Source organism: Parashewanella curva (assembly GCF_003675895.1).
Taxonomy (GTDB): Bacteria; Pseudomonadota; Gammaproteobacteria; order Enterobacterales; family Shewanellaceae; genus Parashewanella; species Parashewanella curva.
In genome coordinates this window covers 14349-28443 of sequence record NZ_ML014753.1, presented here as the reverse complement: position 1 = coordinate 28443, position 14095 = coordinate 14349, and the positions used below count along the sequence as shown (strand labels likewise).

Annotated in this window: 12 protein-coding genes and 1 pseudogene; 11 read left to right on the top strand and 2 right to left on the bottom strand. The window is 39.9% G+C overall.

Going from position 1 to position 14095, the window contains the following annotated elements; translation table 11 throughout:
• Window positions 1-97: 97 nt before the first annotated feature.
• Both D5018_RS00135 and D5018_RS00130 read left to right on the top strand, forming a co-directional pair.
• Entirely contained in the window at window positions 98-1309 is a 1212-nt protein-coding gene (locus D5018_RS00135; RefSeq protein ID WP_121836961.1) for a flagellin, read from the top strand.
• A 196-nt stretch (window positions 1310-1505) separates the two neighbouring features.
• Window positions 1506-2687, top strand: a complete 1182-nt coding sequence (locus D5018_RS00130; protein WP_121837157.1) for a flagellin — start codon at window positions 1506-1508, stop codon at window positions 2685-2687.
• Window positions 2688-2722: 35 nt separating this feature from the next.
• On the opposite strand, the gene D5018_RS00125 is transcribed toward D5018_RS00130, so the two are convergent.
• On the bottom strand, window positions 2723-3100 hold the full coding sequence (locus tag D5018_RS00125) for a hypothetical protein (protein WP_121836960.1): 378 nt from the start codon (window positions 3098-3100) through the stop codon (window positions 2723-2725).
• A gap of 9 nt (window positions 3101-3109) precedes the next feature.
• A complete protein-coding gene (locus D5018_RS00120) occupies window positions 3110-3490 on the bottom strand; it encodes a hypothetical protein (RefSeq protein WP_121836959.1) in 381 nt (126 codons plus the stop codon).
• 433 nt (window positions 3491-3923) lie between these two features.
• Between D5018_RS00120 and D5018_RS00115 the strand changes: the two genes are divergently transcribed.
• The 9 genes and pseudogenes from D5018_RS00115 to D5018_RS00075 all read left to right on the top strand — a co-directional run bounded on the left by D5018_RS00115 (window position 3924) and on the right by D5018_RS00075 (window position 14067).
• Complete coding sequence (locus D5018_RS00115; RefSeq protein ID WP_121836958.1) at window positions 3924-5432, top strand: hypothetical protein; 1509 nt, start codon at window positions 3924-3926, stop codon at window positions 5430-5432.
• Window positions 5433-5581: 149 nt separating this feature from the next.
• Window positions 5582-5989: a flagellar protein FlaG gene (locus D5018_RS00110; protein WP_121836957.1), complete on the top strand. Its 408-nt coding sequence runs from the start codon at window positions 5582-5584 to the stop codon at window positions 5987-5989.
• Window positions 5990-6029: 40 nt separating this feature from the next.
• Complete coding sequence (gene fliD / locus D5018_RS00105; protein ID WP_121836956.1) at window positions 6030-7391, top strand: flagellar filament capping protein FliD; 1362 nt, start codon at window positions 6030-6032, stop codon at window positions 7389-7391.
• 67 nt (window positions 7392-7458) lie between these two features.
• Window positions 7459-7791, top strand: coding sequence for a hypothetical protein (locus D5018_RS00100; RefSeq protein WP_121836955.1), 333 nt, complete (start codon window positions 7459-7461; stop codon window positions 7789-7791).
• 109 nt (window positions 7792-7900) lie between these two features.
• A complete protein-coding gene (fliS, locus tag D5018_RS00095) occupies window positions 7901-8302 on the top strand; it encodes a flagellar export chaperone FliS (protein ID WP_121836954.1) in 402 nt (133 codons plus the stop codon).
• A gap of 469 nt (window positions 8303-8771) precedes the next feature.
• A complete protein-coding gene (locus D5018_RS00090) occupies window positions 8772-10205 on the top strand; it encodes a sigma-54 dependent transcriptional regulator (RefSeq protein WP_121837156.1) in 1434 nt (477 codons plus the stop codon).
• A 211-nt stretch (window positions 10206-10416) separates the two neighbouring features.
• On the top strand, window positions 10417-11484 hold the full coding sequence (locus tag D5018_RS00085) for a hypothetical protein (protein WP_121836953.1): 1068 nt from the start codon (window positions 10417-10419) through the stop codon (window positions 11482-11484).
• Window positions 11485-11724: 240 nt separating this feature from the next.
• Window positions 11725-12702 (top strand): annotated as a pseudogene (locus D5018_RS00080) (sensor histidine kinase); the annotation flags it as partial.
• A gap of 15 nt (window positions 12703-12717) precedes the next feature.
• Complete coding sequence (locus tag D5018_RS00075; RefSeq protein ID WP_121836951.1) at window positions 12718-14067, top strand: sigma-54-dependent transcriptional regulator; 1350 nt, start codon at window positions 12718-12720, stop codon at window positions 14065-14067.
• The last annotated feature ends 28 nt before the right edge of the window (window positions 14068-14095 follow it).

The window sequence follows — 14095 nt, the reverse complement described above, 5'->3', positions numbered from 1 at the left end:
CTCAATTTCTCCTGCCGTTAACTTAGTTGTAACCATTAACTAAGTCTGGCTGAGATGCTTCTGGATGGAGTCAGTCAGGTAAACAGAGGACAGTAATATGATCTCAGTCAATACCAATGTGACTTCCATGAAGGCTCAGGGCAACCTAGGTAAAGCGAACATGGGCGTGCAAACTTCAATGGAGCGCCTTGCTTCTGGTATGCGTATTAACAGCGCAAAAGATGATGCGGCAGGTCTACAAATTTCTAACCGTTTAACCAGTCAGGTTAATGGCCTTGACGTGGCAAAACGTAACGCTAACGATGGTATCTCAATTGCACAAACTGCAGAAGGTGCAATGCAAGAATCAACGAATATTCTACAGCGTATGCGTGATCTATCTTTACAATCAGCAAACGGCTCTAACTCTGCAAAAGACCGTGGTGCCATGCAAAAAGAAATCGGTGCACTACAAGATGAGTTAACACGTATTTCAGAAACAACATCTTTTGGTGGGCAAAAGCTGCTTGATGGGTCTTATGGCACCCAATCATTCCAAGTAGGCTCAGAGGCAAACGAAACTATTTCAGTTTCACTGTCAGATGTAGGTGCGGATAAACTTAGTGAAGGTCGAGCTATCACTGCTGGTGGAATTACCAAAGCGGGTGTAGGAGAATTGACAGATGGTAACGACAATGACGGATCGCTATCATTCGCAATTGATACCACTGGTAATGGTACTGCAGATGTTACTGTTACGGCGGCTATTGGTGACGCATCGGATGCTGGTGGAGTTGTCGAAGCAATTAATAAGGCTATGGCCGACAAAGAAATTAACATTGCTGCAAATGTAAAAGACGATGGCTCAATCGGTTTTGCTGGAAATCTCGTTAATACTTCTGCATCAGGCACTCCTGCAGCAGTTGTTATTACCGGAACTGGCGAAGGTACAGGTGGTACTGCAGGTACTTTTACTGCTGGTAATAAAACAGATTTAACTGTTGGTGCTAATAATTCATCTAACGTAGGAACTATCGATATTTCAACAGCTGGTGGCGCACAAGCTGCAGTAGGTGTTATTGATAAAGCCATCGAGCAAATTGATAACCAACGTGCAGATTTGGGTGCGGTGCAAAACCGTATGGGTCACACCATCAATAACCTAGGTAATATCCAAAACAATGTATCTGATGCTCGTAGCCGTATTCAAGATGTGGATTTTGCAAAAGAAACTGCACAGCTGACTAAAAACCAAATTTTGTCACGTACATCCTCTGCCATGTTATCGCAAGCGAATCAGTTACCTCAGGTTGCTCAATCGCTACTATAAGCCAAATCATTCAATGAGAACATTCAGCCCATCATATGATGGGCTTTTTTATTACAGTTTATTAAAAAATTTACAAAAAATAGAAAAAATATCTAAAGATGTTTTTGAATCTGTCGATACATTAAATGTAAATAAAATCATTATGCTGGCTGAGGTGCTCATAAGGAGAACAGTCAGGAAAACAGAGGACAGTAATATGATCTCAGTCAATACTAACGTGACTTCTATGAAAGCCCAAGGCAACCTTGGTAAAGCTAATATGGGCGTTCAAACTTCAATGGAGCGCCTTGCATCAGGTATGCGGATTAACAGCGCAAAGGATGACGCTGCAGGCTTGCAAATTTCTAACCGTCTAACCAGTCAGGTAAATGGTCTTGACGTAGCAAAACGAAATGCCAACGATGGTATTTCTATCGCACAAACTGCTGAAGGTGCAATGCAAGAATCAACGAATATTCTACAGCGTATGCGTGACCTATCTTTGCAATCGGCAAACGGTTCAAACTCTGCAAAAGACCGTGGTGCAATGCAAAAAGAAATCAGCGCACTTCAAGATGAACTCACTCGTATTTCTGACACCACTTCTTTCGGTGGTCAAAAGCTGCTTGATGGCTCTTATGGAACTCAGTCTTTCCAAGTGGGATCTGAAGCAAACGAAACGATTTCTGTTTCTCTTTCTGATGTTGGTGCTGATAAGCTGGCGCAAGGTAAAAATGTAACTGGTTCCATTACCACAGCAGGTGTAAATAGCTTGATTGATGGTAATACGGATAGCGGTAAGCTAGTTTTTTCATTTACTCCAAGTGGTGGTTCAGCAGGTGATGTAGATGTTGAAATTAAAGATGCAAGTAATGCTGGAGAGGTTGCGGAAGCAATCAATAAGGTATTTAAAGATAAAGATATTGGTGTATCTGTTGCTGCAAAGAGTGATGGCAGTCTTGAAATTAAAGGTGCTTTGAATAATGGTGAGGGGTTAGCTTTGAAAGCAACAGGCTCTTTACAAGACGATGGTTCTACAGCATTCGCTGGCGCTGGATTATCACTTACCGTTGCTGCTGATGATTCAGCAAGTGTTAATAGTATCGATATTTCAACAGCTGCGGGTGCTCAAAGTGCGGTAGGTGTTATCGATAAAGCCATCGAACAAATCGATAACCAACGTGCAGACTTAGGTGCGGTACAAAACCGTATGGGTCATACCATTAATAACCTAGGCAACATCCAAAACAATGTGTCCGATGCTCGTAGCCGTATTCAAGATGTTGACTTTGCAAAAGAAACTGCACAATTGACTAAGAATCAAATCTTGTCACGTACTTCTTCTGCGATGCTGTCTCAAGCGAACCAGCTACCTCAGGTTGCTCAGTCACTATTGTAATAAGTACAAGCTTTTACATTCTTTTCAAGCCTGCATTATGCAGGCTTGTTTATTATGGCTTTAATCTCTTGGATACAATACTTTTCATCAAATGTTGTTTTGGTAACCACTACGGTTTCATCTTCGCAATTCGACATATCAAAGCCTGAGTCTTCATTTATAAAAAACAGCTTAAACTGAACTCCATTTTCTTCTGATACATCTTCTTTAATATCATAATAGCGAGTAGACAAAAGAGCCTGTCCGTCACGAATTTTAAGTGTTAACTGGGCAATAACAGTACCTTTTAGCCCTTGTGCTGCCGATTTTAGTTTTTCATTAATCTGTTTAGTATCACCATCGGCAGTTGAAACCTCTATTGGAGAGCCATCACTGTTATAGATTGCAGTAAGTTGAATTGGTGGAAGGGACATACAGTTTCCTTATGCCTGAGTTTTTGGTGATGTATTCAATAGTGCTTCCACTTGCACTTTTATCTCTTTTTTGTAGTTCAAAGACTTTTCAGTGTCTTGCTCTGATTCAATCGACTCTTCTTTTACTATAGAAACGTAAAATGAAACCTGATTCTCCTTACCTTCTCTTGATTGTATCTGACAATGAAATTCAGTTAGGTATTCATTGTCTTCGTTAATAGTCCATACGCTAAATTCCGCTAGTGGGCTGTCAGGTGAAACAGAGACTTTTCGTGCTTGATATGAGCGGGATAATTGTTCTGACATATTGTCAGGAAAATGATGGGTGAGCTCCATATCATCGATATGAAGATTTGCATTTATAAAACGTAGTGTCTCTGATACTGCCATTATCTTCACTAGTGCCTGTATTTATGAGTTTTTACATAGTCCAATTACTGCTCAAATACTTCAATGATTTATAAAGAAAGATTCATTCTATCGAACTGAAAACCTGTTTTTAGTGGGGGTTATAGAGGGAATAGTGGGTTAAGTTTGAATGTGGATTGGAATGAGCTATAACACAAATTATTAACTTAATTTAATGTTTTAAGGCTAATAAAGGAATTCTACTCTGCTAGATTTATAAGTCTGTAAATTAGTTATTTAAGTATCCGTTCAAAAGTAAGCAGATAAGTTTGGCGTTCAATTCAGGTTATCAACAAGGCGCTTTTATGCAGGAATACCGGAAGTATTTCAAACAGAAGCAACGCAGTAGAAAGCTTGAAAGGGATGTTAAAAAATATGTTTTCATTTGAATGGGTACTTATGATAAGGGAGTATTATGAAGTTAACTAATTATCTATTGTGCACGGCTTTACCATTTACATTAGTTGGTTGTGGTGGCAGCAATGACAATAAAACCGATCCTGTTGTCATTGACAAACCCAAACCTGATGACGAAGTTAAGCAAGCGCCTAAACAGCTATTACCTACAGCTATTACTCAAGTACCTGCCAAAAAGCAAGATTCACCTCAAGGTGTTTCAGCTTCATTTGAACAGCCAGAAACCGATTACGCAAAACTTGAACCTAATATTTTAGGTGCAAAGCTTGCGGGTGACGAAGCATTTCAAATCACCAATTTTATTTTGTGTTTTGCTGGGCAACTGGTTCCACAAGAAAATATTAATCAAGGTATTTATACTGCATTGGTGGATCAAGCCGAATGTAATAAACAGTCAGGTATGCAGTCTGATGAATCACAACAATCACTGACTAAGGTGACAACACAAACGACTTCTAATGACGATGGTAGTTTTTTAGTGAATGCGGTTTGGAGTAGTGGTGGTGAGTTTAGAATTCGTTTCGAAGTTGCGGCTCCAGTATCAGATGATTCTCCATCTGGCAGCTTTAAGATGTATATGGTGAATGATGTGCCTGAAGCTCCACAGCCAAACCGTGGTTATTTAGAAATGACGCCAGACGCAAGTAATGTGCGAATTAAATATGCTGATAATGTCGGCGGCTCTAAGCAAATGGTGGGCTTACAGGCATTAAACGGAACTTCTGGCGGAAGCTTGTTTCACTTTAATGGTCAACAAGTATCAAAAATTGAGTTTAATAGTAATTTAGTGAACGCCATTGCTGGCGATGATACTCAGTGTTTGTCTAGGGACAATCCAAGTGAAGATGCATTAGGTTATGGCTTGTTCAAAAAAGGAAGTGGTGATCTCGTTAAACTGGAACCAGGACTTAGTTTTAGCTATAGCGATAATGGTGAACCAAAGCGTGGGCATATTGGTAAACAATACCAGTGGTTTGAAGGTGAACAGCCTGTATCAGGGACTGAGGTCAATGGCGATGACGATAAGGTTTATACCTTGACGCTAAATGAGCAGACTGGCAAATTTTCAGTTCAAAATGAACAAGGTGAAAATAAATCTTTTGATGATGTAATGGTCTTTGAGAATGTTGATTTAAGTGGTCAAAATGATAGAGCAGGTGTGCCTATGCCTGTTGAACCACAAACTCTTGTTTATTCAGGAATGGGAAGCATGGGGCAGTTTAGCGGTGAAGGCAATAATGTTGAATTTAGCTTTGATGATGGTCATGAATTGTCCAAAGAGATCGACGGTGAAGTTCAACCATTTGTTGTGAAAGCTTCAAGGATTCAGCAAAAGTTAAAAGCAGCCACAGATTCTGATGCTTGCCAAGCGATTGAGGGCTCAGGTCTTACTGCTGATGATTTTGTTGTTATTGACGATGAGTTAGATAACTTCCCTACTGCGGAAGTGCTGGAACCCTCTTCGGCAGCACCAAAGTACATTAGAGGCGAACTTACTTCTAACTAATTCTTATAGTAGCAAAGCGTAAAAAGCGAATGGTATAGCCATTCGCTTTTTTTGTGGCTTTAAAAAAATTCTAAAGTTTGCCTAAGTATTGCCGATAACAGGTCGATTAGAAGGAGTTTAATATTGGAAGACAATAGGAGCGCAACCTTATGTCAAATAATTCACTTACCTCTGGTATGAATTTTGCTAATGAGCAATTAGTAAATGCAATGCAAACAAATAAAGTTCGAGCGGTTGAAGAGCGCGAGGCTGTGGTTTCATCAGAAATTGAGAATGTTCGAACCGTTACTCAAACAGATGACACAAACAAAGTCACAGCAGTGACAGAAGCTGAAAAACAAGAGTTAGCTAATGCGACTGAAGAATTGACTCAAATGATGGCAATGACTCGTAAAAGTATTTCATTTGAAGTGAATGAAAACAGTAACGAGCCAATTGTAAGCGTTCGTGATGCTGATTCCGGCGAAGTGATCCGGCAAATTCCTTCCGAGGAAGCGCTAAAAATTGCCGAGCGTATTGCCGAAATGCGCGGTCTGCTGCTTGATGAAATCGTGTAGTACTTTTTAGTACTAAACAAAAATGATTTAAGGAATCTTTATGTTAACGTCCACAGGTTTAGGCTCAGGGTTAAATATTAATGCTTTGGTTGATGCTCTTGTTAACGCACAAAATGCACCCAAGCAGGCACAATTTAACCGTGAACAGGCGGTCATTAACGCTGAAATTTCAGCATTAGGCTCCTTAAAAAGTGGCTTGTCTAAATTTGTTGATAAACTCAAACCACTGTCTGAAACAGATGCCTTTCAAGGTACAAGTATCAAAACTTCGAACGAAGACTTTATTGAAGCCAAAGCTGATAAAGGCACTGTCCCGGGCAGTTACACTGTAAGTGTCGAGCAATTGGCGCGTAGTCAAAAGCAAGGAACGCAAACAGTTTCTGATGTTGAGGCAGCAGTAGGCGAGGGTTCGTTAAAATTTACTGTCGACGGGGACAGCTTTACCGTCGATGTCAGTGCCGAAGATGATCTTAAAGATGTCGTTAATAAGATTAACGAGTCGGAAGATAATAAAGAAAAAGGTGTTACTGCAACCATCATCAATAGTGATGCAGGTGCTAAGCTGGTCATCACGTCCAAAAAAACGGGCATCGCAAACAATGTTACTGTTGAAGCGACCGATGCTGCTGGCTCTTCATCATTAAGCAATACCTTTAATATGACAGAAGTTCAAGCCGCTAAAGACTCGGTTATCGTCGTAGATGGACTGCGTAAAACATCGGCATCCAATACGGTTGAAGATGCAATTGACGGTATCACTATTGATTTAAAAGAAGCTGATGCAGCAAAAACGACAACAATCACAGTATCTCAAGATAAAGATGCTACTAAGAAATCGATTAAAGAGTTTGTTGATGCCTTTAATGACATGTCGAAAACCATGAAAGGGCTGTCACATTATAATGCTGACCAAAAGACAGCAGGCGCGCTTCAAGGCGATGCGATGTTGCGTTCTATGAACTCTCAAATTCGTAATACATTGTCTTCTTCTTTTTCTGCGGGTTCAGGTACGGTTCAACTTGCAGAATTTGGTATTACCACAAAACGCGATGGTACATTAGAAATTGATGATGATATTTTAGATAAAGCCATCGATAATGACTTACCTAAACTAACTGAGTTTTTCACAAAAGAAGACACAGGTTTTGTAGCAAAAATGACCGAAAAAATTGAGGTCTACAGCAAAACTGGCGGTATTCTTGATAACAGGGATGAGTCTCTAGACGGAAAGCTTGACCGTTTACAAGATCAAAAAGACGCTTTTGGAAGAAAGATGAGTTCATTAGAAGATCGCTTACGCAAACAATTCAATGCGATGGACTCCATAGTTGGTAGTCTTAATGCCCAACAAAACTTTTTATCACAGCGTTTAGCTTCACTCCCCGGTGCAGCTAGAAGTTAATTAACTAGCGAAACTCACAAGAGAATCTACAATAAGCAGTACATAAACCGATTTTAGGAATGCCAGAGTGTCAGAGCTAAAGCAGCAGCTAAAAGAGCTAAATCAAACGATATCTCATACCATTAAAAGCTTGGATGATGTTATTAAATCAGACATCCATAAATCAGAGGAACTGGCATCGAGTTTGCAGGGATTAATAGACAAGCGTCAACTTTTGATTGAAAAAGTCACATCAGGCAATGATGTCGATGCAGATTATATCAATCAACAAAAAGCGTTGGCGAAAGCGTTTATGGATGCCCTTGTTACTCATCGCCAATATTACTTTGATGCATTAGCGAAAGTTAAACCGGGTACCAAAAAAATTAACCTTTACCAAGACATCGATTCGGGCAAATGATCATTGGTTGTTGCTGACAAAATGAAACAGTAAAACGTATTCATTTATAGAGGTGGTTTGGATTGGTTTCTCATGAATTTTAAGAACACATAAAAATGGAGTTGGTACTATGAGAGGATCGCTACAGTCCTATCGTCAAGTGTCAGTAAACAGTCAAATTACTGAAGCTTCACCACATAAAATTACACAAATGTTATTCGCTGGTGCATTGGAGCGTATCGCTCAATCTCGTTACGCCATTGAAAATAATGATATTGCAGCCAAAGGCTTATGCATTGGCAAGGCCATTGACATTGTAGAAGGCTTGAGAAGCTGCTTGGTAATGGACGATGATGAGCTAGGGCACAATCTAGAAGCATTGTATGATTTTGTTATTAACGGTTTGATTCAAGCTAACCTAAGCAATGACACAAAAATGTTAAATGATGTCTCAGAAGTTCTTAGAACCTTAAAAGAGGGCTGGGATGAAATCCCAGAAGAAATGCATCATATTACTGCTCACGCCAGCTAAAACTTTTTTTCATTTTGGGCTGATAACAGGCGTTTTTGAAACGCCTGTTTTGCTTTTTGCTGGCAATAAAAATAAAAATCGAAACGATATAGGCTGATGTGCATGCCTAGCTTTTTATGTGCCGTTAAAATCTCTATAGCCATTTTCTTGACGTACATCATAAGGGGTGTTTGATTTTTGAGCTATAAGTTGACTTGTTGTGCAGAAAGCCTATCAGAGACTTGCTTCTCGCGTTCTGATAATACAATATGCGAGATATTAAGCAGTGTTTACCTACGGGTAACATAAAATTAGCTAAAATGACACTGCAACTTACAATCGGGTTAGAACCAGCATAGTTTATTCAACTAACATTGTTGGTGAGCTCTACTAAACTGTAATAATACTTTTAACCTAATGGGCAAAGGATTACCCAAGTAATTAGTGATGGTTGGGTTTTTATAGTGATGATGCACTTACGGCCTTATTAATGATGCAAATTGATCAACGAATTTTACTTGTCGGTAATGACTCAGAGCGATTTAATCGTTTAACTTGCGTATTGGAGTTTCTTGGAGAACAAGTCGAGAAGATCAGCTTAGATCGTCTCTCAGCTTCAACAAAAGATACTCGCTATCGAGCAATTGTTTTTGGCGTCACTGTCAGTGAGCTCGAAACCGTTCGTGCTTTAGTTAGTACTTTGCCGTGGCAACCTTTTATTGCCTTGTCTCAGGAAATAGAATTTGATGCGGCTAACCTTATCGGTTCATTGGCTGACAATCTCAGTTACCCACAACTCACCGAGCTTTTACATTTTTGCCAAGTATTTGGTCAAGCCAAACGGGTGGAAGTACCAACCAGTGTAAACCAAACCAAGCTATTTAGAAGCCTTGTTGGTAGAAGTGAGGGCATTAACCAAGTTAGGCACATGATCAGCCAAGTTGCTGGTTCTGACGCTACGGTATTGGTGCTTGGTGAGTCTGGTACTGGTAAAGAAGTTGTTGCTAGAAACATCCATTACCTTTCAGAACGCCGTGACGGTCCTTTTATCCCTGTAAACTGTGGTGCCATTCCTCCAGAACTTCTTGAAAGTGAACTATTTGGTCATGAAAAAGGTTCATTCACGGGGGCGATTACAGCAAGGAAAGGCCGCTTTGAACTAGCCGAAGGCGGTACGCTGTTTTTAGACGAAATTGGCGATATGCCATTGCAAATGCAAGTGAAGTTACTGCGTGTTCTTCAAGAGCGAGTATTTGAGCGTGTTGGTGGTTCTAAAACCTTAAAAGCGGATGTTCGAGTTGTGGCTGCGACGCACCGCGACCTTGAGTTGATGATCAAGGAAAACGAGTTTCGTGAAGATTTGTATTACCGCCTCAATGTATTTCCTATTGAAATGCCATCGTTGAAAGAGCGAAGTGACGATATACCTCTACTTTTGCAAGAGCTAGTGGCTCGAGTATTTAACGAAGGTCGAGGAAAAGTGCGTTTCACTCAACGTGCTATTGATTCACTGAAAGAACATGCTTGGTCTGGTAACGTTCGCGAATTATCGAATCTAGTTGAAAGGCTAACCATTTTATATCCAGGTGGTTTAGTAGACGTTAATGACTTACCACATAAATACCGCCATATTGATGTACCTGAATATCAAGTGGCCGTAAGTGAAGAGCAAGCAGAACGTGATGCATTAGCTGCAATTTTTAACGATGATGAGCCTGTAGAAATACCAGAAAACCGTTTTCCTAGTGAATTGCCTGCTGAAGGGGTGAATCTGAAAGATTTATTAGCAGAGCTGGAAATTGACATGATCCGTCAAGCTCTTGACCAACAAGATAACGTTGTTGCCAGAGCTGCAGAAATGTTGGGTATTCGTCGTACTACCCTTGTTGAGAAAATGAAAAAATATAGCCTGTCTAAAGATTAATTTTTTTGAGTATATAAGCAAACCTGCTTGACAGGTTTGCTCTCTAATCCCCCTATTAATACAAAATTAAAACCAATTTATATTGGATTAGTTTGCTTGCTATTCAATATACAATGTTTACCACATTGTTATTTTTCGAATATTAAGAATGGCTTCTCAATCAGCTTCATATCAAACTTCATGGGCTCTGCCTAGGGAACTCTTCCCTCCGATGACGCTTAAAAATTTTGCTGGCGTGGTTACGGTAAAGGAGGTAGGTGCAACTGAAAGTGAAAGCATCAAAGTTAGATATGAATACAACTCTGTAACTGACCGCGAAAGGAAATTAGAGCTATTTTTTGACGGAGAAGAAGTCGACTCAAAAAAAAGTCAGGAAGTTGCAAAGGTTGTATCTGATGAATTTTTCAATCGCATATTACTCAGCAGGAGCAGAGTAAAATACCAAAATAGAGTCACTAGAACTTATGGAAAAATAAAAAGGGAAGATTGGACGATTAACACCACTAATGCTCACGTTAGTCCGCCTATTGAAAAAAATAAAACTGAGTTGTTGGTTAAAGAAAAAAAAGAATCTGCTAAAGAACTGAGCATTGAATCAGAAAAAACAATGGAAGTTCTCCAGCCTGAAACTGAACAAGTTATATCGCTTCCTAAAATTGGTTCATTACCTCTTTTTATTACAGTAGCAGATGAGAGTGGTGAGTCAAAAAAGCTAAACTTGCATCAATATCAGTCGATGATTTCACTGCTTCATACAGATATAAAAACATTGAATAATGCTCTATCTGGTATTGCACAGAAAGGGTTACTACTTGCTGAGTTTGTCGTTGCTCATAGGCTGAAAGCAGAATGTTCAAGTGTCGAAGTAAGCTTTGGTAAAGCTCCTCGTTTAGCGGTGTTGGAAGATAGGAAGTTCCCCGTACTTGTAGATAAAATGCCTTATGGTTTTATTAAGTTCAAAAATATGGATTGGGGAAATCAGGTCATGGTAACCCTTGTGAATCAGGAGCAACAAGAAAGAAAGGTTTGTATCTATTTGCCAAAGCAGGATGATTTAAGAGCTTATGAAGAAATGGAGCAAAAAAATAAATGTGAGCAAAAATTAAGCCAGAAAAGGCAAGAAAATTTTGATACTAAAATTGGTTTTAGGGCACAGATGTTACGACAACAACTCGCTGATTGTGACAGTGTGAAAAATACAAACACTGATACTCAATTAACAAGGGAGGACTTTCAAGAACGTTTGCTCCCAGAGGTACGGTCGTTTAACAAAAATTAAATAGTCCATTCAACTTAAATTCAGCTAAAACGATACTCTTTTTATACCTCATTCTACTTTCGCCTTCTTCATAATAATTTTAGATCAAATAGTTGGCATATTAGCTGCTTTATTCACTCTAGAAACAGTTTTTTGACGGAGTGAATGAGTGAGCAACTCATTAATACTAAAAGTATTTGTTCGATTTCTTGTAAATCGTCTTCACTCTGTTTTCTTGCTAGAAGCCATGAGTGAGGTCATTCAATGTCGAATGAAGTAGAACACATATTGCAAGCTATGCCGTCAGGCATTGTTATTCTCGATGGCAACGGTGTAGTAACCAAAGCTAACCCTGTTGCAATTGAATTACTTGGTGAGCCTCTTGAAGGCCAGCAATGGTTTACTATCATTCAGCGCTCCTTTGCGCCACAAGAAGATGACGGACACGAGGTATCTCTAATTAATGGTCGTCGAGTCAAATTAGAAATCACGCCTTTATCACCAGAATCAGGACAGCTAATCGTTCTTACTGATTTGACAGAAACTCGTCAGTTACAAAATAGCTTGGCTCATCTTCAGCGCTTATCAGCACTAGGCAAAATGGTGGCTAAGTTAGCCCATCAAGTACGCACGCCATTATCTGCTGCCATGCTATATGCGACTAATTTAGCTAATCCCAAATTACCTCAAGCCAATAAAGATAAGTTTCAAGGAAAGCTGGTCGATCGATTGAACCAACTTGAACGTCAAGTAAATGACATGCTTCTGATGGCTAGAGGTCGTCAAGAGCAAGAAGGCGAAGCTGTAGGGCTAGAACGGGTGATGCGTGAAGTTGAAGCCAATTGCGAACCGATTGCTGCTAAGCATCATTGTCAGCTTAAATTTATTGATATGTCTTCTTCAAAGCTTATGGCAAATCACTCTGCACTAGCGTCAGCCATTAATAACTTAGTTATGAATAGTATTGAAGCGAAAGCGACCGAAATCACGATTAAAGCCAGCGAGCATAATCAAGAGCTATTTCTTGAGGTAATCGATAACGGTAAAGGCTTACCCGCAGAGTTACACAGTAAAATTCTAGAACCATTTTATACAACAAAGTCACAAGGAACGGGCTTGGGGCTCGCCGTGGTGCAGTCAGTAGTTGGAAATCATGGTGGTCAATTAACGTTAAGTTGTGAGAAAGAGAAAGGTTGTCATTTTGTAATGAGATTTCCAGCTCTTGCTGCAGCCGCTTAATTTGGAGTAAGTATAATGTCTCAAGCCAAATTATTATTAGTCGAAGATGATGCGGATTTACGCGAGGCTTTAGTGGATACCTTAACCCTGTCTCAGTACGATTGCTTGGATGTGGCCTCTGCCGAAGATGCTATTTTGGCACTGAAAAAGCACAGCTTTGATATGGTGATCAGCGATGTGCAAATGGAAGGTATTGGTGGTTTAGGTTTATTGAATTACGTTTCGGCTAATCACCCTAAACTGCCCATGCTAATGATGACCGCTTACGCAACCGTTGACGATGCAGTTAAAGCGATAAAGCAAGGTGCAGTGGATTATCTAGAGAAACCTTTCGCGACCGAAGTGTTACTAAACCAAGTTTCACGCTATTTGCCAGATTCTTCAGATATTAATCAACCTATTATTGAGGATGAAAAAAGCGTTAATTTGTTTAACCTTGCGAAAAGAGTGGCTAACTCAGACGCATCGGTGATGATTCTTGGGCCAAGTGGAAGTGGTAAAGAAGTCATGGCTCGCTATGTTCATCAAAACAGTAGCCGTAAAGATGCACCATTTATCGCAATCAACTGCGCGGCAATTCCCGAAAATATGCTTGAAGCCACCTTATTTGGGTATGAAAAAGGCGCGTTTACTGGTGCACATCAAGCTTGTCCGGGCAAATTTGAACAAGCTCAAGGTGGTACTCTGTTACTGGATGAAATTTCAGAAATGGAATTAGGGCTTCAAGTTAAACTACTTCGAGTTTTACAAGAAAGGGAAGTTGAGCGTTTAGGTGGTCGTAAAACCATCAAGTTAGATGTTCGCGTATTAGCTACATCAAACCGTGATTTAAAAGCCTATGTCGATGAAGGTCAATTTCGAGAAGATTTATATTATCGTATTAACGTATTTCCATTAGCGTGGCCAGCGTTGTACCAACGTCCTGCTGATATTATTCCGCTGGCAAAACATATGCTCAATAAGCACTGCGAAAAGCAATCTATTATACAAGTGCCAGAGTTGTCAGATGCTGCAATCCGAAAACTATTACTACACCGTTGGCCTGGTAATGTACGTGAGTTGGATAATGTGATCCAACGAGCCATTATTCTGCATCAAGGTGAAGAAATTACTACTGATGATATTATCATTGATGCTAATGATGTGCATGAACAAGCAACTAATGATGATGTCGAACCTCAAACTAAAGAAGCCGAAACACTTGGTAAGGATCTAAAAGCGCAAGAGCACGTGATCATTTTAGAAACTCTAAATCAGTACCAAGGCAGCCGAAAAATGGTGGCAGAAAAACTGGGCATAAGCCCAAGAACCTTAAGATACAAAATTGCCAAAATGAAAGAGTTGGGGATGCAAATTCCCGCTTAGGTGCTGTTACGTTTATCAGTAAATGTTG

Bases quoted from the DNA above. Each gene is read 5' to 3' on its own strand.
- D5018_RS00135 (WP_121836961.1), top strand. From the start codon at position 98: ATGATCTCAGTCAATACCAATGTGACTTCCATGAAGGCTCAGGGCAAC.
- D5018_RS00130 (WP_121837157.1), top strand. From the start codon at position 1,506: ATGATCTCAGTCAATACTAACGTGACTTCTATGAAAGCCCAAGGCAAC.
- D5018_RS00125 (WP_121836960.1), bottom strand. From the start codon at position 3,100: ATGTCCCTTCCACCAATTCAACTTACTGCAATCTATAACAGTGATGGC.
- D5018_RS00120 (WP_121836959.1), bottom strand. From the start codon at position 3,490: ATGGCAGTATCAGAGACACTACGTTTTATAAATGCAAATCTTCATATC.
- D5018_RS00115 (WP_121836958.1), top strand. From the start codon at position 3,924: ATGAAGTTAACTAATTATCTATTGTGCACGGCTTTACCATTTACATTA.
- D5018_RS00110 (WP_121836957.1), top strand. From the start codon at position 5,582: ATGTCAAATAATTCACTTACCTCTGGTATGAATTTTGCTAATGAGCAA.
- fliD (WP_121836956.1), top strand. From the start codon at position 6,030: ATGTTAACGTCCACAGGTTTAGGCTCAGGGTTAAATATTAATGCTTTG.
- fliS (WP_121836954.1), top strand. From the start codon at position 7,901: ATGAGAGGATCGCTACAGTCCTATCGTCAAGTGTCAGTAAACAGTCAA.
- D5018_RS00090 (WP_121837156.1), top strand. From the start codon at position 8,772: ATGATGCAAATTGATCAACGAATTTTACTTGTCGGTAATGACTCAGAG.
- D5018_RS00085 (WP_121836953.1), top strand. From the start codon at position 10,417: ATGACGCTTAAAAATTTTGCTGGCGTGGTTACGGTAAAGGAGGTAGGT.
- D5018_RS00075 (WP_121836951.1), top strand. From the start codon at position 12,718: ATGTCTCAAGCCAAATTATTATTAGTCGAAGATGATGCGGATTTACGC.